Origin of the sequence: Streptomyces sp. DSM 40750, assembly GCF_024612035.1 — a bacterium.
GTDB lineage: Bacteria > Actinomycetota > Actinomycetes > Streptomycetales > Streptomycetaceae > Streptomyces.
The window spans coordinates 5,761,186-5,782,421 of the sequence record NZ_CP102513.1; the positions used below are offsets into that span (position 1 = coordinate 5,761,186).

At 69.5% G+C, this 21,236-nt stretch carries 15 protein-coding genes and 1 pseudogene; 10 read left to right on the top strand and 6 right to left on the bottom strand.

Annotated elements, in window-relative coordinates; translation table 11 throughout:
• Positions 1-75: 75 nt before the first annotated feature.
• The 7 genes from JIX55_RS25775 to JIX55_RS25810 all read left to right on the top strand — a co-directional run bounded on the left by JIX55_RS25775 (position 76) and on the right by JIX55_RS25810 (position 6,960).
• Positions 76-924 carry a M24 family metallopeptidase gene (locus JIX55_RS25775; RefSeq protein WP_257565648.1) on the top strand — a complete coding sequence of 283 codons (849 nt, stop codon included), beginning with the start codon at positions 76-78 and terminating at the stop codon, positions 922-924.
• On the top strand, positions 921-2,696 hold the full coding sequence (locus tag JIX55_RS25780) for an SDR family oxidoreductase (RefSeq protein ID WP_257565649.1): 1,776 nt from the start codon (positions 921-923) through the stop codon (positions 2,694-2,696). The genes JIX55_RS25775 and JIX55_RS25780 overlap by 4 nt, the downstream gene beginning before the upstream one ends.
• Before the next feature lie 391 nt (positions 2,697-3,087).
• Positions 3,088-3,249, top strand: a complete 162-nt coding sequence (locus JIX55_RS51505; RefSeq protein ID WP_443046523.1) for a hypothetical protein — start codon at positions 3,088-3,090, stop codon at positions 3,247-3,249.
• Between the two features lie 44 nt (positions 3,250-3,293).
• Positions 3,294-4,241, top strand: a complete 948-nt coding sequence (locus tag JIX55_RS25795) for a MerR family transcriptional regulator (RefSeq protein WP_257565651.1) — start codon at positions 3,294-3,296, stop codon at positions 4,239-4,241.
• Between the two features lie 123 nt (positions 4,242-4,364).
• Positions 4,365-4,913, top strand: a complete 549-nt coding sequence (locus tag JIX55_RS25800; protein ID WP_257565652.1) for an RNA 2'-phosphotransferase — start codon at positions 4,365-4,367, stop codon at positions 4,911-4,913.
• Positions 4,914-5,027: 114 nt separating this feature from the next.
• Positions 5,028-5,930 (top strand): LLM class flavin-dependent oxidoreductase, encoded by a 903-nt coding sequence (locus JIX55_RS25805; protein WP_257565653.1) that lies wholly within the window; start codon positions 5,028-5,030, stop codon positions 5,928-5,930.
• Positions 5,931-6,090: 160 nt separating this feature from the next.
• Positions 6,091-6,960, top strand: a complete 870-nt coding sequence (locus JIX55_RS25810; RefSeq protein WP_257565654.1) for an HAD family hydrolase — start codon at positions 6,091-6,093, stop codon at positions 6,958-6,960.
• A gap of 41 nt (positions 6,961-7,001) precedes the next feature.
• Here JIX55_RS25810 and JIX55_RS25815 read toward each other — a convergent pair.
• From JIX55_RS25815 to hisC, 5 genes and pseudogenes are all read right to left on the bottom strand, one after another.
• A pseudogene (locus JIX55_RS25815) lies at positions 7,002-8,078 on the bottom strand (peptidoglycan DD-metalloendopeptidase family protein).
• A gap of 96 nt (positions 8,079-8,174) precedes the next feature.
• Positions 8,175-11,669 (bottom strand): thiol reductant ABC exporter subunit CydD, encoded by a 3,495-nt coding sequence (cydD, locus tag JIX55_RS25820; RefSeq protein WP_257565655.1) that lies wholly within the window; start codon positions 11,667-11,669, stop codon positions 8,175-8,177.
• A gap of 108 nt (positions 11,670-11,777) precedes the next feature.
• Positions 11,778-12,782 (bottom strand): cytochrome d ubiquinol oxidase subunit II, encoded by a 1,005-nt coding sequence (gene cydB / locus JIX55_RS25825; protein WP_257565656.1) that lies wholly within the window; start codon positions 12,780-12,782, stop codon positions 11,778-11,780.
• Positions 12,783-12,809: 27 nt separating this feature from the next.
• Positions 12,810-14,318, bottom strand: coding sequence for a cytochrome ubiquinol oxidase subunit I (locus JIX55_RS25830; protein ID WP_257565657.1), 1,509 nt, complete (start codon positions 14,316-14,318; stop codon positions 12,810-12,812).
• Positions 14,319-14,574: 256 nt separating this feature from the next.
• The gene (hisC, locus tag JIX55_RS25835; RefSeq protein ID WP_257565658.1) at positions 14,575-15,654 is read right to left on the bottom strand and encodes a histidinol-phosphate transaminase; all 1,080 of its coding nucleotides are present in this window, start codon (positions 15,652-15,654) and stop codon (positions 14,575-14,577) included.
• A gap of 413 nt (positions 15,655-16,067) precedes the next feature.
• On the opposite strand from hisC, the gene JIX55_RS25840 reads away from it, so the two are divergent.
• The 3 genes from JIX55_RS25840 (at position 16,068) to JIX55_RS25850 (ending at position 19,528) form a co-directional block, all read left to right on the top strand.
• A complete protein-coding gene (locus JIX55_RS25840; RefSeq protein ID WP_257565659.1) occupies positions 16,068-17,180 on the top strand; it encodes a LacI family DNA-binding transcriptional regulator in 1,113 nt (370 codons plus the stop codon).
• Between the two features lie 200 nt (positions 17,181-17,380).
• Positions 17,381-18,475, top strand: a complete 1,095-nt coding sequence (locus JIX55_RS25845) for a metallophosphoesterase (protein ID WP_257569484.1) — start codon at positions 17,381-17,383, stop codon at positions 18,473-18,475.
• A 183-nt stretch (positions 18,476-18,658) separates the two neighbouring features.
• Complete coding sequence (locus tag JIX55_RS25850; protein ID WP_257565660.1) at positions 18,659-19,528, top strand: hypothetical protein; 870 nt, start codon at positions 18,659-18,661, stop codon at positions 19,526-19,528.
• A gap of 285 nt (positions 19,529-19,813) precedes the next feature.
• On the opposite strand, the gene JIX55_RS25855 is transcribed toward JIX55_RS25850, so the two are convergent.
• Complete coding sequence (locus JIX55_RS25855; RefSeq protein ID WP_257565661.1) at positions 19,814-21,223, bottom strand: VWA domain-containing protein; 1,410 nt, start codon at positions 21,221-21,223, stop codon at positions 19,814-19,816.
• Positions 21,224-21,236 lie beyond the last annotated feature (13 nt).

The following is a 21,236-nucleotide window of genomic DNA, read 5'->3' on the forward strand; positions in this document are numbered from 1 at the left end:
TCAATCACTGTCACATTCATCAGTGTCACATTGCGAACACGGACCGTAGTCGATGGAGACAGGTGGGGCAGTGACATGACGTCGGCACTGACGGGCGAACTCACCGCGGAGCTGCGGGGGTTCAGGCAGGTGCAGACCCTCGCGTACGAGTGCGCGGAAGCGGTCGCGGCCCAGCTGAAACCGGGTGTGACCGAGCGCGAGGCGGCGCGGATGCAGCGTCGCTGGCTGCGCGAGCGAGGGGTGCGGGACTGGTTCCACCTGCCCTTCGCCTGGTTCGGCGACCGCACGGCGTTCGTGAACTTCCGCATACCGCTGCAGTTCTTCCCCACCGATCGTCGCCTCGAAGCGGGCATGCCGTTCATCCTCGACATGGCCCCCGTGTACAGAGGCTGTACGGCGGACATCGGTTATTCGGGCTGTCTCGGGCCGAGTCGCCTGCACGACAAGCTCATGGCGGATCTCCAGGCGCACCGTGAGCTGATCCTGCGCGAGGTGCGCGAGCGCCGGTCGCTGCGCGAGATCTACGAGGACGTGGACCGGCTCATGGTCCGCCAGGGATACGCCAACCGGCATCGCGCGTATCCCTTCGGTGTCATCGCGCACAAGGTGGACCGGGTGAAGGAACGCCGCTGGTCACCGCATGTGTTCGGGTTCGGCACACAGTCGTTGAAGGGACTGGCGGCCGACGCGCTGCATGGACATCGCGAGGGCTGGTCGCCGCTTTGGTCGCCGTACCGGTTCTCCGACCACCCGCCGCGGCCGGGGCTGTGGGCGGTCGAGCCCCACCTCGGTTTCCGGGGCACGGGCGCGAAGTTCGAGGAGATCCTGGTCGTCACCGACTCCGCGGATCCCGCGGAGAGCGCCTTCTGGCTGGACGACGACCTGCCGCACGTCCGGCGGTGGGCGGAGGAGAAATGCCGATGAGCGAAGGGAGACACGTGACAGGGCTCGAGAGCGCGCGGGAGCGCCGGGTGCGGGCGGACGAAGTCGAGTTGTGCGTCGCCGAGCTGGGCGACCCCGGGCAGCCGACCGTGTTGCTCGTGCACGGCTACCCCGACTCCAAGGAGGTCTGGTCCGAGGTCGCCGTACGGCTCGCGGAGCGTTTCCACGTGGTGCTCTACGACGTGCGCGGCCACGGCGGGTCGACGGCGCCGAAGCCGCTGCGCGGCGGGTTCACGCTGGAGAAGCTGACGGACGACTTCCTGGCGGTCGCGCACGCCGTCAGCCCCGACCGGCCCGTGCACCTGGTGGGTCACGACTGGGGTTCGGTGCAGGGCTGGGAGTTCGTGACGGTCGAGCGCACCGAGGGACGCATCGCGTCGTTCACCTCGATGTCCGGACCGTCCCTCGACCACATGGGGCACTGGATCAAGCGGCGGGTGAAGCGCCCGACCCCGCGCCGGATCGGTCAACTCCTCGGCCAGGGCGCCAAGTCCTGGTACAGCTACCTGCTGCACACGCCCGTGCTGCCCGAGCTCGCCTGGCGCGGCCCTCTCGGCAAGCATTGGCCCGGCCTGGTCCGGCGGGCCGAGAAGCTGCCCCGCGGTGACTACCCCAGCTCTTCGCTGCCCACGGACGCCGCGCACGGGGCGTGGCTGTACAGGGACAACATGCGAGCCCGTCTCGCTCACCCCCGTGACGACGCGTACGCGCACGCGCCCGTGCAGCTCATCACGCCCTTGAAAGATCAGTTCCTCTCCGAACAGCTCTACGACGACCTGGAGTCGTGGGCTCCGCAGCTGACCCGGCGCACCCTGCCCGCCAAGCACTGGATCCCGCGCACACGGCCCGACCAACTGGCGGCCTGGATCACCGAGTTCGTCACGGCCACCGAGGGTGGACGGCCCGCCCCGGTCGCCACCGGGAAGTACACCGATCGGTTCGGCGGGCAGTTGGTGCTGGTCACCGGCGCCGCCGGCGGCATCGGGCGGGCCACCGCCTTCGCGTTCGCCGAGGCCGGCGCGCGCGTGATCGCCGTCGACCTGGATGCCGAAGGAGCGGCCCGCACAGCGGAGTTGTCCCAGTTGATCGGCGCTCCCGAGGCGTGGGCCGAGGCGGTCGACGTCTCGGACGAGCAGGCCATGGAGAAGCTCGCCGAGAAGGTCTCCGCCGAGTACGGCGTGGTGGACGTGCTGGTGAACAACGCCGGAATCGGGCTCTCGGGGTCCTTCCTCGACACCACCGCCGAGGACTGGCGGAAGATCCTCGACGTCAATCTGTGGGGTGTGATCCACGGCTGCCGGCTCTTCGGGAAGCAGATGGCCGAGCGCGGCCAGGGCGGCCACATCGTCAACACCGCCTCGGCCGCCGCGTATCTGCCCTCCAGGACGCTGCCCGCGTACAGCACGTCCAAGGCGGCCGTACTGATGCTGAGCGAGTGCCTGCGCGCCGAGCTGGCCGGACAGGGCATCGGGGTCTCGGCGATCTGCCCGGGCATCGTCAACACCAACATCACCTCGACCGCGCGCTTCGCCGGCGTCGACGCGGAGGAGGAGAAGCGCCGACAACGGAGGACCGCACGGCTGTACGGACTGCGGAACTACCCGCCGGAGAAGGTCGCGGACGCCGTCCTGCGCGCGGTCGTGCGCAACCAGGCCGTCGTCCCCGTCACCCCGGAGGCCCACGGTGGCCGTCTCATGTCCCGCTTCGCCCCGAGAACGCTGCGCGCGCTCGCCCGACTGGAGCCGCCGCTGTGAGCCCCCAGGACGAGGAGCACGAGCGCGGGCACTGCACGATCGCCCCGCGCAGGGTCTCTTTCGACTGGGAGAAGACCCACTGCGCTGGATCCCCGACGAGCCCACGGCCAGTCACGTCATCAGTGGGCTGCATCTGCTGCTGTCGGCGGGGGAGCGGTGGTTCGTGAAGGTCTTCAAGGACGGGCTGCTGCTGACAACTCGGGGCAGGAGGCCCCACAGGGCCGTGAGTCACCCCCGAACGCCCGACGGATCACGTGCATGGCGATCCCGTCCCCGGTTCCATGCCTGCGGACGTGGGGACGCCGCCTATCTCATACGGCACGACCTCGAGCTCGCCGGACGCCTGCGCTTCTCGCTCGCCGCACAGAACAGGGCCGTGCACAAAGGCCTGTTGCCCACGTCGAAGGAGCTCGGCGTGGCCGTCCCCCGCTATCTGCGCCGCTCCTACCACCCCTCGCAGGAAGGCTCGCTGCGCAGGGCGGCCGAGTATCTGGTGAAGTCGCCCGCGGCACGCACCGCGGCGGGCGCGAGCGCGCGGGCGGCGTCGGCGTAACCGCCGCCGGACAGCGCGGGAAAGCAGAGAGAGGCACAAGGACCGTGAACGACGAACCGGCCGGGGCCGTGTACCGCATCGAGGATCTGGCGCACCGCAGCGGTGCCACGGTCCGGACGATCCGCGCCTACCAGGACCGTGGGCTGCTCCCCCGTCCTGAGCGGCGCGGCCGGGCGAACGTGTACTCGGACGCGCATCTGACCCGGCTGCGCCAGATCGCCGACCTCCTCGACCGCGGGTACACCCTGGCCTCCATCAAGGAGCTCCTGGAAGCCTGGGACACGGGCCGCGGCCTCGGCGGGGTCCTCGGCCTGGCCGCAGAGGTCGGCGGGCCGTGGACGGACGAAGAGGCCGTACGTATCTCGCGGGCCGATCTGGTCGAGCGGTTCGGCGGCGCTCCGGACGAGGCGGCGGTGGCGGACGCGGTCGAGCTGGGCGTGCTGGAGCCGGTGCCCGGAGAGGAGGATCTGTTCCTCGTGCCGAGCCCCCAAGAACTGGCTGTGGCAGCAGAGTTGCACGAGGCGGGGGTGCCGCTCCCCGCGATCGCCGGCCACCTACGGGAGTTGAGGGGGCAGGTGGAGCACATTGCCACGCGTTTCCTGGAGTTCACCACCGAGCACGTGTTCGCTCGCTACCTCGGGCAGCACCAGCAGCCGACCGAGGCCGACACGATCGAGGCGGCGACGCTCGTACGACGGCTGCGGCCGCTCGCCCAGCAGACGGTGGACGCCGAACTCGCACGCGCGATGCGGCTGTTCGCCACCCGGCAGTTGCGCCGACACCTTGATCCGGACGCTCCCGCCGAGTCCGCGGACGGGTGGCGTTCCGTACGGATCCCGGCCTCCACAATGCGAGCCGTGGAGAAGCTTGTTGGTCTGGAGCAGGCCTCGGCCTTCATCACCGCGGCGGCCGAACGGGAGGTACAGTCACGTACCCTGGATACCCTTGCTGCAAATATGCACGAAAGCAAGGAAATTGGTCAATTGCCGTGAATCGGACCGGCGGTTGTCCACAGAATCTTCAATTCGCCTGTGGATAACTCTACTTGGCTGTGGATCAAACATCCGGATCAAAATCAAGTGCGTGACGCGGGTCTCTCCATGCACGCTGGCGGGATGAACGAACGACGTACCGTGAGGGTGTCGAAGTATCTCTCCAAACACCTGAGGCATCAGCCGGAGCGGATCGGGCTCACGCTCGACGAGGGCGGCTGGGTCCGGATCGACACACTCATCGAGGCGGCCGCCGCCCATGGCTTCCGCTTCACGAGGGCGGAGCTCGACCACGTGGTCGAGGCCAACGACAAGAAGCGCTTCGCGGTCGAGGGCGACCGGATCCGCGCCAGCCAGGGCCACACCGTCGAGGTCGACCTCGGCCTGCTCCCGGCGACCCCGCCGCCGTACCTCTACCACGGGACCGTGGCGGCCTACCTGGGCGCGATCCGGGCCGAAGGCCTGCGCGCCATGAACCGGCACGACGTACACCTCTCGCCCGACCGTGAGACCGCCACCCGCGTCGGCGCCCGCCGCGGCCGCCCTGTCGTGCTCTCCGTGGACGCCGGCGCGATGCACCGCGACGGCCACGTCTTCCGTGTCAGCGCCAACGGGGTGTGGCTGACCGAGGCCGTGCCGCCCGAGTACCTGCGGTTCCCCGAATCGCACTGAGCGGGACCGGACGTGATCCGGCCTGCCCAGCCCCGACCGGCCGCCCGGTCCTGATCATCTCCTGCCTGTCCGGACCGGTCCGGACAGGCAGGCGGCTGCGCTTACGCTCGATATATGAGTCTGCGTCTGAGCACCGTGATCCTGCCGTACCTCCGCTGGCACGAGGGCGGCCGTGCCACATGGCAGCGGGCCGAACAACTCGGGTTCCACACCGCGTTCACGTACGACCACCTGTCGTGGCGGACCTTCCGGGACGGGCCGTGGTTCGGCGCCGTGCCGACCCTGACCGCGGCGGCCGCCGTCACCGACCAGTTGCGCCTCGGAACGCTCGTGACCTCGCCGAACTTCCGGCACCCGGTGACCCTCGCCAAGGAACTGATCTCCCTCGACGACATCTCCGGCGGTCGGTTCACCCTCGGGGTCGGCGCGGGCGGCACCGGTTTCGACGCCACCGCACTCGGCCAGGAGCCGTGGAGCCCGCGCGAGCGCGCCGACCGGCTCGCCGAGTTCGTCCCCCTGCTCGACCGGCTGCTCACCGAGGACTCCGTCTCTTACGAGGGCGACTACTACGCGGCCCACGAGGCGCGCAACATCCCCGGCTGTGTCCAGCGCCCCCGGCTGCCCTTCGCGGTGGCCGCCACCGGGCCGCGCGGGATGCGGCTGGCCGCACAGTACGGGCAGGCATGGGTGACCACCGGGGACCCCAAGCTGTACGCGACAGGCACCCCCGAACAGTCGGTTCAAGCCATTCGTGGGCAGGTCGAGAGGCTGGCCGACACAGCCGCCGCGCTCGGCCGTGACGCGGCCCGGCTCGACAAGGTCCTGCTCACCGGTTTCACCCCCGACCGCGGCCGACCGCTGGAGTCGCTGGACGCGTTCGTGGACTTCGCGGGCCGCCACGCCGATCTGGGCTTCACCGACATCGTGATCCACTGGCCGATCCCGGACTCGGACTTCGCCGCGGACGAGAAGGTGTTCGAGCGGATCGCCATGGAGGCACCGGCCCAGCTGGCGTGAGAGCGCCCCAAGTGGTCGCGGCCGAGGCCTGCACGACGGGTCATAGAGCGCAAGGGCGGCCGGTCGTAACCGCGCAGGTGGAGGGCGGACAAGGGCGGTAATCACTCACCTGTGCGGGCGCCCGCACGACCGTGCGCGCATATACGCGACAATGGGACCCGTGACCTCAGCGACGAGACAGCCCGAGACCCCGGCCCCGACCGTCCCGCCCCGGCTGATAGCCACGGATCTCGACGGCACCCTGCTCCGCGACGACAAGTCGGTCTCTCCCCGTACCGTCGCCGCCCTCGCGGCCGCCGAGGAGGCCGGCATCGAGGTCTTCTTCGTGACCGGCCGCCCGGCCCGCTGGATGGACGTCGTCAGTGAACACGTCCACGGCCACGGCCTCGCGATCTGCGGCAACGGCGCCGCCGTGGTCGACCTGCACGGCGGCCCCGGTACCCACCGCTTCGTCAAGATCCGCGAGCTGGCCCGGGAGAACGCGCTCGACGCCGTACGACTGCTGCGCGAGGCCGCGCCCGGCACCGTGTACGCGGTCGAGCAGACGTACGGCTTCAACCAGGAGCCCGAGTACCCGAAGCTCCACATGGAGATCCCCGACACCCTCGCGCCCGCCGAGAAACTGCTGGCCCCGGGCGGTGTCGCCGACGACGAGCCGGTGCTGAAGATCCTCGCGTACCACCCCACGATCGACCCCGACGACTTCCTGGCCACCGCCCGCATCGCCGTCGGCGACCGGGCCACCATCACCCGCTCCAGCCCCAGCGCCCTGCTGGAGATCAGCGGGCCGGGCGTCTCCAAGGCCAGCACCCTCGCCCTGTGCTGCGCCGAGCGCGGTATCTCCCACGAGGAGGTCGTCGCCTTCGGTGACATGCCGAACGACGTCGAGATGCTCACCTGGGCGGGCCAGTCGTACGCCATGGGCAACGCGCACCCGGACGTCCTCGCGGCGGCTTCCGGCCGGACCGTCGCCAACAACGAGGACGGAGTGGCGGTCGTGATCGAGCGGCTCCTGGTGGAACGGCTGTAACCCGTACCGGAAACCCGTATCCGAAATCCCTATCGGAGCGACTACAACTCCACCCCGTGCTTCAGCAGCCACGACACGGGCTCCACCCCTGACCCCAGCTCCGGTGTGCCCCGCACCTCGAAGTGCAGGTGCGGCCCGTGGAATTGCCCGTGGTGCCCGTGGTGCCCGTTCGGCCGATCCACTGGCCCGGGGCCACGCGTTCGCCCTGATCGACGGTGACGGCGGCGAGGTGCGCGTACTGCGTGTAGTAGTTGTCCCCGTGCTGGACGACGGTCGCGATGCCGAAGGCGCCCCCGCACGAACCTCCACCACGCGTCCCACCCCGACCGCCCGCACAGGCGTGCCGATCGGCACGGCGAAGTCCTGCCCGGTGAGGCGACCGGCCCAGTGTCCACCGCCGCTGCCGCAGCCCGCGCAGAACTCGTACTTCTCCACCGGAACGACCCACGACCTCGTGCGGCCGCTGGTCGGCTGGTCCAGCCGGACGGCTCCCCGGCATGCGCCGGCCACGACCGCCTCGTCGGCCTACCCCTGAAGCGTCCACCGCGCCTCTTCGAGCTTCCGCTGGATCGCCTGCTTGATCTCGGCCAGTTCGGTGTTCCGCCGCTCCAGCGTCTGCCACGCCGCCGCGGCCTTCGCCTCGTCCGCAGCGGGTCGCGCCTCGGATCGGCGGCTCTTGTCCGCGGCGTTGTTGACCGTCAGATCAGCCCGCTGGACGGCTCGCTGACTCCGCTTCAGCTCCTGGGGGTCTCCTCCGCGAGGAGCATCTGCGCTATGTATGGCACCCCGCGGCCCTCGCGGTACTGGGCGCGCGCGATCCGGCCGAGGTCGGCGAGTACCGCGGTCTGCTTCCGCTCGCGCACAAGCAGCCTCTCCAACCGCTCCGCCTCCGCCTTCTGCGACTCCGCCGTCTGCCGCCCCGCCTCGTACCGCTGCGTCGCCACCGCCGCTTCCTCGAACAGCCGCGTCACCTGGGCGCTGAGACCGGCCTCACCAGGGGCGCCCTGGGCCCTTCCGTCACTCTCGGCCGCCGTGGGCCGGGCCACGAAAAGCGTCGCGGCGCACAGCAGCACGGCGACGAACAGCGGGCGTCGGCGAGAGAAGCGTGTGTCAGCGATCGTGCCCCGGCCCGTCGCCGCAGTCCTGCAGGCCCCAAGCCGTGCTCCATGGCCCCCGAGCGCCGCGTACCGCGCGTGCGCCTGAGCGCGGGCCTCTCAAACCCTCACCAGCAGTTCCCCCGCCGCCTCCCGCTCCACCATCGTCCGCAAGGGACCGTCCACCACGGCCAGCTCCGCGTACGTCCCACGCTGCGCGACACGTCCCTCCGCCAGCACGACCACCTCGTCCACGGCGTCGAGCCCGGCCAACCGATGGGTGATCAGCAGGGTCGTCCGCCCCTCGGTCGCGGCCAGCAGATCCGCGGTGAGCGCGTCGGCGGTCGGCAGGTCCAGGTGTTCCGCGGGCTCGTCGAGGACGAGGACCGGGAAGTCGGCCAACAGCGCGCGGGCGAGGGCGAGCCGCTGACGCTGGCCGCCGGACAGCCGCGCCCCGTGTTCGCCGATCAGGGTGTCCAGCCCGTCGGGCAGTTCGTCGACCCAGTCAAGCAGCCGCGCCCGCGCGAGCGCGTCCCGCAGCTCCGCCGCGCCCGCTTCCTTCCGGGCGAGCAGCAGGTTTTCGCGCACCGAACTGTCGAAGAGGTGCGCGTCCTGGGCACACAGCCCCACGAGCCGGCGTACGGCGTCCCCGTCGAGCGCGTACGCGTCCACGCCGCCCAGCGTGTACGTCCCCTCGCGCGCGTCCAGGAACCGGAGCAGCACCTGCGCGAGCGTCGTCTTTCCCGCCCCCGAGGCACCGACCACGGCGATCCTGCGCCCCTGTTCGAGGGTGAGGTCCAGCCCGGCGAGCGCGTCCCGGTCCTGCCCGGCGTACCGCGCTCCGAGCCCTTCCAGCCGCAGCGGGAACGGCGACACCGGCGCCTCGGCCGACTCCTCCGGTTCACGTACGGGGTCCGGGGCGTCCAGCACCTCGTACACGCGCTCCGCGCTCCTGCGCACCCGCTGGCGGAACTGGGCGGCGAGCGGCATGCCCAGCACCGCCTCGAATGCCGCCAGCGGCGTGAGGACGACGACGGCCATGGCCACCCCGCTCAGCCGCCCGTCGACGACTGCCTGGGCGCCGAACAGCGCGGTGGCGGCGACGGTGAGCCCGGAGACGAGCGCGGTGAGCCCGTCGCCGAGGGCGGTGGCGGTGGCGGCCCGGGAGGCGATCCGGGTGAGCACCCGGTCGGCCTGGCGTGCCTCGGCGGTACGGGCGGGCAGGGCGCCCGCGACCGTCAACTCCGCGGTGCCGACGAGCAGATCGGCGACGCGGGTGGCCAGCACCCCGCGGGCCGGTGCCAACCTCTGCTCCGCCCACCGGGCCAAGGCCCCGGTCACGAGAGGCACTCCGGCCCCTGCGGCGAGCAGCCCGACGGCGAGGGCGGCGCCGGCTTCGGGCAGCAGCCAGGCGGTGAACCCGACGGAGGCGGCAGACACGGCCACTGCGGCCCCTGCGGGCAGCAGCCAGCGCACCCAGTAGTCCTGAAGGGCGTCCACATCGGTGACCAGCCGCGAGAGCAGGTCGCCCCGCCGGATCGTCCGCAGCCCGGCGGGCGCCAGCCGTTCCAGCCGCCGGTAGACGGCCACCCTCGTGTCGGCCAGCATCCGCAGCACGGTGTCGTGCGACACCAGCCGCTCCGCGTACCGGAACACCGCCCGCCCGATCCCGAACGCCCGCGTCGCCGTCACCGCGACCATCAGATACAGCACGGGAGGCTGCTGCGAGGCCCGCGAGATCAGCCACCCGGACGTCGCCATCAGACCGACGGCACTGCCCAGCGCGAGGCTGCCGAGCAACAGGGCGAGGACGAGCCGGCCCCGGCGAGGTCCGGCCATGCGACGGACGCGGGTCAGTACGCCGCCACGCTGTTCCAACGGCAGGTCTTCCATCTGCGCCGCGGGCAGGTTTTCCAACTGCCGCGGCCGACGGTTCAGTGCCAACCCGTCGCGCTCGGGCGCCGGTGCCACCGCGGGCGTCGTGACCTCCTCAAGCCGCACCACCCGGTCCGCCACCCCCAGCAACGCCGGCCGGTGCACCACCAACAACACGGTCCGGCCCACCGCAAGCCGCCGTACCGCCTCAACGACCTCCGCCTCGGTCTCGCCGTCCAGCGAGGCCGTCGGTTCGTCGAGGAGCAACACAGGCCGGTCGGCGAGGAACGCCCGGGCGAGGGCAAGCCGTTGTCGCTGTCCGGCGGAGAGACCGGCGCCGTCCTCACCGAGGACCGTCTCGGCCCCGGCGGGCAGCGTGTCCACGAACTCCAGCGCACCCGCGTCGGTGAGCGCCCGCCGCACCGCCGCGTCGTCCGCGTCCGGACGGGCCAGCCGTACGTTCTCGGCGATCGACCCGGCGAACAGGTGCGGCCGCTGCGGCACCCAGGCGACGCGCGAACGCCACTCGTCCAGGTCGAGCGAGGCGAGATCGGCTCCCCCCACGCGCACCCCGCCCGCCGTGGCCTCCGTGAACCCCAGCAGGACGTTCAGCAGCGTCGACTTGCCCACACCGCTCGGCCCGACGAGGGCCACTGTCTCCTCAGAAGCGACCGTGAAGGACACGTCCGAGACGGCGTCGTACGACCGCCCGGGGTACCGGACCGTCACCCCGTCGAAGCGGATGTCACCGGCAGACGGCACAGCCCCGTTCCCGGACGCCGGTACCGGTGTCTCCAGGACCTCGAAGATTTCCTCGGCCGCCGCGAGCCCCTCGGCGGCCGCATGGAACTGGGCGCCCACCTGCCGGACCGGCAGATACGCCTCGGGGGCCAGGACGAGGATGATCAGCCCGATGTACAGGTCCATCTCGCCGTGCACGAGCCGCATGCCGATGGTGACCGCGACCAGCGCGACCGAGATCGTCGCGAGCAGTTCCAGCGCGAAGGACGACAGGAACGCGATCCGCAGCGTCCGCATGGTCGCCTGCCGGTACTCGCCGGTGATCCGCTTGATCGACTCGGCCTGGGCTTTGGCCCGGCCGAACACCTTGAGCGTCGGCAGACCGGTGACGACATCCAGGAAGTGCCCCGACAGCTGTGACAGCAGCCGCCATTGACGGTCCATCTGCGAGCGCGTCGCCCAGCCGATGAGCACCATGAAGACCGGGATCAGCGGCAGCGTGCCGACGATGATCGCCGCCGACACCCAGTCCTCGGTGACGATCCGCGCGAGCACCGCCACGGGCACGACGACGGCAAGGCCCAGCTGTGGCAGATAGCGCGAGAAGTAGTCGTCGAGCGCGTCGACCCCACGGGTGGCGAGGGCGACCAGCGATCCCGTGCGCTGTCCGCTCAGCCACCCGGGGCCCAGCGCGGCGGCCCGCTCCAGCAGCCGGCCCCGCAACTCCGACTTCACCGCCGCACTCGCGCGGTGCGCGGCCAGCTCGGTGAGCCAGGACACCAGCGCCCGTCCCAGCGCGACAGCAGCCAAAAGGAGCAGGGGAGTGCGGAGCTCGGCGACCGACATCCCATGCTGGAAGGCGCCCACCACCACTTCGGCGATGAGCATCGCCTGCGAGATGACGAGCGCGGCCCCGACCATACCCAGGCTGACGACCGCCACCAGGAAGAGGCGGGTGGCGCGGGCGTACCGCAGCAGTCGCGGGTCGATCGGTTTCACGTGAAACACCCTCTTCTCAGCGGGCATGTTTCACGTGAAACATGCCTCTTCGGCCTGAGGTGGTGTGTTTCACGTGAAACATCGCCAAACACACCTCCTCACCGGAACTCAGTGCGCCGATTCGGCGATGTGCTGTGTACCGATCCGCTTGCGGAACACCCAGTACGTCCACCCCTGGTAGAGCATCACGACCGGCGTCGCGATCGCCGCGCACCACGTCATGATCTTCAGGGTGTACGGGCTGGACGAGGCGTTGGTGACCGTGAGGCTCCAGTCCTCGTTCAGCGAGGACGGCATGACGTTCGGGAAGAGCGTCAGGAAGAGCATCGCGACGGCGGCCACGATCGTGACCCCCGACAGGGCGAAGGCCCAGCCCTCACGCCCCGCTCGCACCGCCACCAGTGCCGTCACGAGCGCGGCGACCGCCACGACCGCCGCGACCAGCGAGACGCCGTCGCCCTTCTCGATCTGCGTCCAGAGCAGGAACAGAAGCGCCAGTCCGGCCGTCACGGCACCGACGCGCAGCGCCAGCTTCCGCGCCCGCTCCCGAATGTCCCCGACAGTCTTGAGGCCGACGAACACCGTCCCGTGGAAGGTGAACAGCGTCAGCGTGACCAGACCGCCCAGGAGTGCGTACGGGTTGAGCAGGTCGGCGAGAGTGCCCACGTACTCGAAGTCGCGGTCGATCTTCACTCCGCGCACGATGTTGGCGAAGGCCACGCCCCACAGGAACGCGGGGAGCAGCGAGGTCCAGAAGATCGCCGTTTCCCAGTTGCGCTGCCACCTCTCCTCGGGCCGCTTCACCCGGTACTCGAAGGCGACACCGCGGACGATCAGGCAGACCAGGATGAGCAGCAGTGGCAGATAGAAGCCGGAGAAGAGGGTGGCGTACCACTCGGGGAAGGCGGCGAAGGTCGCGCCGCCGGCCGAGAGCAGCCACACCTCGTTGCCATCCCAGACGGGCCCGATGGTGTTGATGAGGACCCGCTTCTCCGGACGGTTCCGGGCCAGCAGCTTGGTGAGGACACCGACCCCGAAGTCGAAGCCCTCCAGGAAGAAGTAGCCGATCCACAGGACGGCGATGAGGACGAACCAGACGTCGTGAAGTTCCATGACTGTGCTCCCTTGGCCCGGTGCGGCCTAGTACGAGAAGGCCATCGGCTTGTCGGCGTCACGGGAGTCGCCGCCGATCTTCGTGGGCGGGTTGAGGTCGGCCTTCGTCAGCTCGGGCGGCCCCGCCTTGACGTACTTCACGAGCAGCTTGACCTCGACGACGGCGAGGATGGCGTACAGCATGGTGAAGACGATCATCGAGGTGAGGATCTCGCCCTGGGAGACGCCGGGGGACACCGCGTCCTCGGTGCGCAGCACGCCGTAGACGACCCACGGCTGACGGCCCATCTCGGTGAAGATCCAGCCCCAGGAGCTGGCGATCAGTGGGAAGCCCAGGGTCAGGACCCCGATGCGCCAGTACCACTTGGTGAGGGTCGGGCCGAGAGCCTTCTTCGGCAGCAGCACGAGATGCGGCACCTCGTCGTCGCCCACCCGCAGGTGCTGCGGCAGCAGGAACTTCTTGCGAGTGAGCCAGAGTCCGACCATGCCGATGGCGAAGGACGCCATGCCGAAGCCGATCATCCAGCGAAAGCCCCAGTAGGCGACGGGAATGTTGGGCCGGTAGTCGCCCGGCCCGTACTTCGCCTGCTCGGCCTTGTTGACGTCGTTGATGCCGGGGACGTACGAGTCGAAGTCGTCGTTGGCGAGGAAGGACAGCAGGCCCGGGATCTCGATGGCGACCTTGTTGTGGCCCTTGTCGACGTCCCCGTAGGCGAAGACGGAGAAGGGTGCGGGTGCCTCCCCGTCCCACAGAGCCTCGGCGGCGGCCATCTTCATGGGCTGCTGCTTGAACATGACCTTGCCGAGCAGGTCGCCGCTGATCGCGGTGAGCATGCCGGCGATGACCACGGTGACCAGGCCGAGTCGCAGCGAGGTCTTCATCACCGGGATGTGCTTCTTGCGGGCCAGGTGGAAGGCGGCGATGCCGACCATGAAAGCGCCGCCCGCGAGAAAGGCCGCCGAGAGGGTGTGGAAGACCTGGGTGAGCGCGGTGTTCTGCGTCAGGACGAGCCAGAAGTCGGTGAGCTCGGCCCGGCCCTTCGCCTCGTTGATCCGGTAGCCGACGGGGTGCTGCATCCAGGAGTTGGCCGCGAGGATGAAGTACGCCGACAGGATCGTGCCGATGGAGACCATCCATATGCAGGCGAGGTGGATCTTCTGGGGGAGCTTGTCCCAGCCGAAGATCCACAGGCCGATGAAGGTCGACTCGAAGAAGAAGGCTATGAGTGCCTCGAAGGCGAGCGGGGCTCCGAAGACATCGCCGACGAAGCGTGAGTAGTCGGACCAGTTCATGCCGAACTGGAACTCCTGCACGATGCCGGTGACGACGCCCATCGCGATGTTGATCAGGAAGAGCTTGCCCCAGAACTTGGTGGCCTTGAGGTACTTCTCCTTCCCCGAGCGCACCCAGGCGGTCTGCAGGCCGGCGGTGAGCGCGGCGAGCGAGATCGTGAGGGGGACGAAGAGGAAGTGGTAGACGGTGGTGATGCCGAACTGCCATCGCGCCAGAGTCTCCGGCGCCAGAGCGAGGTCCACGTCTTCTCCTTACATGCCGTGGCACTGCGGCAGTTTGTCCCGCCTGTCACATACATCTCATGACAACCGGGACGCGCTTGTGAACGCGTTCACATTCACAAGCAATTATGGCGCATGCCCGTTCGAGCATCGATGGGTGGGGGGTCCCTAAGTTCGTGCCGATCGACCTATGGCGCAAACAGGCACGTCAGCCCTATCGCACACGCGGAAGGGGCCCAGGAAATCCCGGACCCCTCACCGCCGCGAGCGCCGAACCCTAGAGCTCCTTGCGGAAGGTCTCCGTCACCTTGAGAAAGATGTCGTTCGCCTCGGTCTCGCCGATCGTCACCCGCACACCCTCGCCCGGGAACGGCCGCACGACGACACCGGCCTGCTCGCACACGCCGGCGAAGTCGACCGTGCGCTCCCCCAGCCGCAGCCACACGAAGTTCGCCTGCGTCTCCGGCACCGTCCAGCCCTGGCCGCGCAGCGCCTCGACGACCCGGTTCCGCTCGCAGACCAGTGAGCCGACCCGGCCGAGGAGTTCGTCCTCGGCACGCAGCGAGGCGACAGCGGCGTCCTGGGCGAGCTGGCTCACCCCGAACGGCACAGCCGTCTTGCGCAGGGCGGCCGCCACCGGCTCGTGGGCGATCGCGAAGCCCACCCGGAGCCCGGCGAGACCGTACGCCTTGGAGAAGGTACGCAGCACACAGACGTTGGACCGCTCGCGGTAGAACTCGACGCCGTCCGGCACCTCCGCATCCCGTACGAACTCGCGATACGCCTCGTCCAGGACCACCAGCACATCGCCGGGCACCCGGTCGAGGAACCGCTCCAGCTCGGCCCGGCGGACCACCGTCCCCGTCGGGTTGTTCGGATTGCAGACGAAAATCAGCCGGGTCCGGTCGGTGATCGCGTCCGCCATAGCGTCCAGATCATGCACATCGCCCGGCGTCAGCGGCACCTGCACGGACGTGGCCCCGCTGATCTGCGCGATGATCGGGTACGCCTCGAACGACCGCCAGGCGTAGATCACCTCGTCGCCGGGCCCCGAAGTCGCCTGCAGCAACTGCTGGGCGACACCGACCGAGCCGGTGCCCGTGGCCAGGTCCGAGAGCGGCACCCCGAAGCGGTCCGACAACTCGTTCATCAGCCCCGTGCACGCCATGTCCGGGTACCGGTTGAAGGACGCGGCCGAGCCGGTCACGCTCTGCAGCACGCCGGGCAGCGGCGGATAGGGGTTCTCATTGGAGGACAGCTTGTACGCCACGGGGCCGCCCGCCGCGGCCGGCTTGCCGGGCTTGTAGGTGGGGATACCCTCCAGCTCGGCTCGCAGCTTGGGGCTCGTCTCGCTCACCGCAGTCCTCCTCGTCGACGTAATGCTTCTCACCTTATGAGGATTCGGCGCCCCTGCGAATGGCCTGTGGACAACCACGTCCCCATCGGTTCCACACCTCTGCCGTCCCAGCGGCCTCACGGGCATCAGCACACGAAGGTGTACGAATCAGGGGGGCGCGCCGTTCGCGGGCGCACGCGCCGGTGGCTCGCGCCGTGGCGCGCATCACCCATGCAGGTGAGTTGAGACCTCTTCGAAACATGAGCTACTTGGCAGGCCCATGCGCGTCGACAAGTCACGTACTGACATCGGATCGTTCAACTCCCTTGCATTATAAGGAAATTGACCCTTACTGACCTTGCAGAAACGTGCCTGTCAACGAGTGCATATGCGTCCGCACTACCCCACCGCATGAGCCCTACTATCGGCTCGCCATGACAGCAGCAGGGAAGCACCAGGTGAGCCGCGCGGAAACCCCCCGCCGAGGCAACCGGTCGGGCCGGGCGGGCATCCGAGACGTGGCCGCCGCCGCCGGAGTCTCCATCACGACCGTTTCCGACGCCCTCAACGGCAAGGGCCGGCTCCCGGACGCCACCCGACGCCATGTACGCGAGGTCGCCGACCGACTTGGCTACCGCCCCTCGGCGGCGGCCCGAACCCTCAGAACCGGCAAGTCCGGCCTCATCGGCCTGACCGTGACCACGTACGGGGATGAACCTTTCACCTTCACCGAGTTCGCGTACTTCGCGGAAATGGCGCGCGCCGCCACCTCGGCCGCGCTGGCCCGGGGCTACGCCCTGGTCATCCTCCCCGCGACCTCGCGACACGACGTGTGGTCGAACGTCGCCCTGGACGGCACGGTGGTCATCGACCCCTCCGACCACGACCCGGTCGTCAGCGAACTGGTCCGCCAGGGATTACCGGTGGTCTCCGACGGCCGACCGGCCGGCTCGCTCCCGGTCACCGCGTGGGTCGACAACGACCACGAGGCCGCCGTCCTCGGGATCCTCGACCATCTGGCCGACGCGGGCGCCCGCCGGATCGGGCTCCTCACGGGCACGACGACGGATACGTACACACATCTCTCCACCACCGCATACCTGCGCTGGTGCGAGCGCGTGGGCCAGGATCCGGTGTACGAGGCCTACCCCGCGCACGATCCGTGCGCGGGGGCCGTCGCCGCCGACCGACTGCTGGCCCGGCCGGACCGCCCCGACGCGGTCTACGGCCTCTTCGACCCGAACGGCACCGATCTGCTGGCCGCCGCCCGGCGGTACGGTCTGCGCGTCCCCGACGACCTGCTGCTCGTCTGCTGCAGCGAGTCCGCCGTGTACGCGACCACCGAGCCGCCGATCACCACGCTCTCCTTGAAGCCGCGCCGTATCGGTACGGCGGTGGTCCAGCTCCTCATCGACGCCATCGAGGGGGTCGAATCGGACCAACCGGTCGAGCAGGTGATACCGACGGAGCTGATCGTGCGGACCTCGTCCGAGCGGCGCCCGCCGCGTACGACGGTCAGCCCGCCACGATCACCTGAAGCGGGTTGACGCCCCAGCTGAGGATCCGAACGGGAATTGGGCGGGGAGAGCCCCGCCCAATTCGGGAGAAAACCGCGGTGAACTGGGGTCCTGCGCCATTTCACCACCCCTGGGTCATCACATGGCGCGATCCGCATTCCTATGATGGGCGGACGACACCGCGGGCCGCTGCGACCAGGCAGCCCGATGCGGTGCAGACGCGGGCGATGGTGGTGGAGGGGTCGATGACTCAGGGGGCCGGTCAGGGACCCGAGGTGCGGACGCCGACGGTGCGCGATTTCCGCGTGCCCGCGTACGTCCACGAGGCCGGTCCGTATGGACACACCACACACCCCGGCGGGACTCCCAGGCCCGCCGACGAACCGGAGAACTACCCCGAGGGGTACACCCCGACCCAGCGGGACCTGCCGGTGATCAACCGGGGTGACACGGTTCAGGTCGTGATCGACCCGGAGGCCGTGGCGGCCGAGCAGTCCTCCGCCGGGCCGAGTCCGCTCTTCGTCGTCGGCGATGTCCACGGCTACCTCGACGAGCTGCTCGCCGCACTCCGCGAAAAGGGCCTCGTCGACGCCGCGGGCAACTGGTCGGCGGGCACCGCCCGGCTCTGGTTCCTCGGCGACTTCACCGACCGCGGCCCGGACGGCATCGGTGTCATCGACCTCGTGATGCGCCTGTCCGCCGAGGCGGCCGCGGCCGGCGGTTACTGCAAGGCCCTCATGGGCAACCACGAGCTGCTGCTGCTCGGCGCCAAACGGTTCGGCGACACCCCCGTCAACTCCGGAGCGGGCACCGCCACCTTCCAGGCCGCCTGGCTCCTCAACGGCGGCCAGAAGACCGACATGGACCGTCTCCAGGACCACCACCTCCAGTGGATGGCCCGCCTCGACGCCATGGAGGAGGTCGACGGCCACCTCCTGATGCACTCCGACACCACCGCCTACCGCGACTACGGCGACTCCATCGAGGCCGTCAACGACACCGTCCGCGAGACGATCACACGCAACGACCCGGACGAGGTCTGGGACCTCTTCCGCAAGTTCACCCGGCGCTTCTCCTTCCGCGACGAGGGCGGCGCCGACGCCGTGCGCTCCCTGCTGGACACCTACGGCGGCACCCGCGTCGTCCATGGCCACAGCCCCATCCCGTACCTCCTGGGCGAAGTCGGCTCCGAGGACGGCGAGGACGGAACGGGTCCTTCCGTCGACGGCCCGTACACCTATGCGGACGGTCTGGCCGTCGCCATGGACGGCGGAGTGACCATGGCCGGAAAGCTGCTGGTCCAGGAACTTCCACTGCGTACCTGAGCCCTCACCGGGCAGGCGTCCCCCGTCGGAGGAGTTCGCTGGCCAGGGGCCAATTTCTTCAAACCCCCTGTCACCGCCCGCCGTCACGGCTCTACCATCGGCTTATCCGTAGCAGGCTCCCCTCCGTTTCTGCCCGACGGCTCGTCAGCATGCCGAGCCACAAGCCCTACGGAGCATCGGGGGATGCACATGAACAGCGTTCCGCAGCACTTGCTCAGTGAGGACCGCCAGGAATACGAGCGGATCCTCGGCGAGGCGCTGCGCTCCGCACCACACCGCCCGGAATTCGCCGCTGGTCTCCAGCGGCTCAACCCCGAACAACTGCGCACCATGGCCCTCAACGCCACAGCGATCATCACGACCGCCGCGGCGACCGAATACCAGTACTACGTCAAGGTCCGCGACGAATTCCGCAGCCCGTCGTCGCCCACCACATCCACCCCTGAGGGGACGGCGTCCGGCACCGGTGAGCCGGACGGCACCGCGGTGGGATTCGCTGTGGGCGAGGTCACCGAGGCGGCCGGCGCGGGCGCCGGTGCCATAGCCGCCGTGCTCGCGCCCGTCCTCGCCGGAACCGCCGCGGTGCTCTTCCTGCTCGTGGGGTACGTCATGAAGGTGCTCGACCCCGAGCGGGCGATCGCCGAGACTCTCCTCACCACGGGGTGGGTCTTCGGCGCGGTCACGGCGGCGGCGATCCTGGTGGCCGCGGTCGGCCTCCTGCTCACCGCCCTGCGCAACAACGCCACCGCTCTCCTGAACGACGGAGCGCGCAGCGAGCTGAGCGACGAGGTGTCCCGGGCCAGGGAGGCCTGGCGTGAGGCCCTCCTGGAACGCGGCATCCTGCCGTTCCTCCGTGATGCCCTCTCGAACGCCGGCCCGGTGGTACTGGGCGAGCCGGCACGGCCGGCCCCGCCCAGCCGCATGCCGCACCTCGGCTACGGCCGACCGAGTTTCACCAGCCCGGACAGCGGCGGCGCCGGCTCCCGCCCCAGCTACACCAGCCCGGACTTCAGCAGCCCGGACTTCGGCGGCCCGGAGCACCAGCCCGAGTAAGGCCCGGGACAGGCCGCCGCCCCGGAAGCCACCGGGCTTCGGCGGCCGCCCGGCGCGACACCGACGTCGGCTCGAACCGGCACCACCGCACCGACGACCCGCAGCGGCGGGCTCTCCCGGCAACCGGCCGGAAGAGCGCCGCTCGTCGCACGGACATCCGGCAGCCGCGACCTGGCCACGTCCGCCGTGCTTCACCCTCCGCGTCGGTGCGCCTCAGTCCGCCATCGGCAGACAGATCCGGTTCCCCGGCTCCGCGAACTCCTTGGACTTCTGGGCCATGCCCGATCAAAGGATGCCCGCCTGGCCGGCGGCAGCCATCCAGGTCGGGAACTCGGACAGGAGCCGGTCGTACAGCTCCTGGTCGGCGACTGTACTGATGTCGTCCACAGCGAAGAACCCGACGTTGTCGACACGACGGCCGGGCAGGGTGTCGAAGCGTTCCAGCACTCCGTAATTGGACCGTCCCAGGCCCACGAACTGCCAGAAGATCGGTTCCTCGACAGCATCCCGTAGTTCTTGCTCGATCAGAGCGTCGCGGTGGACACCCCCGTCGGAAAAGAACAGCACCAGGGTGGGGACAGCGACAGGATTTCCCCGGACATACGTACGGACTTGGGCGATCGCCTTCTGTTCTTCGTTCTGGATGCCAACCGTCCGCATGTCGACCTGACCGTCTTTCAATCCTTTGCCCGGTTTCTTGCTGCGGCGGAAGAGGCTCATCTGTCCCACCCGAACGTGCAGCCGCAGCCATTCGGGGAGGTCCCCGAGTCGCAGATCAGGGAGTCGCGCCGCATTCGAAGCGAACGTCCAGGCTTGCATGTCACCGTCATCGTCCAGCTGTGCGGCAACCGCTGCCATGCGCTCCACGACATCGGCGACGACGCCCTTGGAGTAGAGGAAGGACATGGATCCCGAGGCGTCCAGGACCAGGATGACGCGCGCGGTGACCCCGGCTGCTCCATGCTTTCTCAGACTGACTGCCACCTGCTCTTTGCGCAGGGACAGACGCTTGCGCATGTCGACGGGCAACTGTTCCTCGCCCTTGCTGAGGCGCGGGCCGACAGGTGCCGTGGCTGGGACGGGTGGTACTGAAGCAGGTGCCGTGGCTGGGACAGGGGGTACCGAGACAGATTCCGGCGAGAACGCGGACGTGTCCGAGGGCGCATCGTCAATGGTGATGCCGAAATCGGTGGCCAGCCCAGCGAGCCCGGAAGCATAACCCTGACCGACTGCGCGGAACTTCCACTGCCCCGACCGTCGATACAGCTCGCCGCCGATGAACGCGGTCTCCGTCTCGGCCTCCATGTGAAACCGTGCGATCTCGGTCTGTGTCCCGGCATCCAGTAGCCTCAAGGTCAGCCCAGGCACCTGCCCGAACGTTCCGCCATCGGCCGACGCACACAGCACGACCCGCTCGACGGCGGGGTCGAGCGAGTGCAGATCCACCTCGACCGTGTCGGTCAGGACACCACCGGCACTCTGCTTTCCCAGGTGAGTCACTGCGTTCGACGCGTGTTGCGGCTGGTTGTAGAAGACGAAGTCACCATCGTCGCGAACTCGTCCGACACCAGTGAGCAGCAAGGCCGAGGCGTCGACATCGGGTATGCCGGGACTTTCGGACCAAGCCAGCTCAACGCGCACCGCAGGAGAATCGACGCGAAGGTTGGCGCCCTTGCTCAGTGCTCTCGCTGTCATGGGGGCAGTCTGC

Bases quoted from the DNA above. Each gene is read 5' to 3' on its own strand.
- JIX55_RS25775 (WP_257565648.1), top strand. From the start codon at position 76: ATGACGTCGGCACTGACGGGCGAACTCACCGCGGAGCTGCGGGGGTTC.
- JIX55_RS25780 (WP_257565649.1), top strand. From the start codon at position 921: ATGAGCGAAGGGAGACACGTGACAGGGCTCGAGAGCGCGCGGGAGCGC.
- JIX55_RS25800 (WP_257565652.1), top strand. From the start codon at position 4,365: ATGAACGAACGACGTACCGTGAGGGTGTCGAAGTATCTCTCCAAACAC.
- JIX55_RS25805 (WP_257565653.1), top strand. From the start codon at position 5,028: ATGAGTCTGCGTCTGAGCACCGTGATCCTGCCGTACCTCCGCTGGCAC.
- cydB (WP_257565656.1), bottom strand. From the start codon at position 12,782: ATGGAACTTCACGACGTCTGGTTCGTCCTCATCGCCGTCCTGTGGATC.
- JIX55_RS25840 (WP_257565659.1), top strand. From the start codon at position 16,068: ATGACAGCAGCAGGGAAGCACCAGGTGAGCCGCGCGGAAACCCCCCGC.
- JIX55_RS25850 (WP_257565660.1), top strand. From the start codon at position 18,659: ATGCACATGAACAGCGTTCCGCAGCACTTGCTCAGTGAGGACCGCCAG.
- JIX55_RS25855 (WP_257565661.1), bottom strand. From the start codon at position 21,223: ATGACAGCGAGAGCACTGAGCAAGGGCGCCAACCTTCGCGTCGATTCT.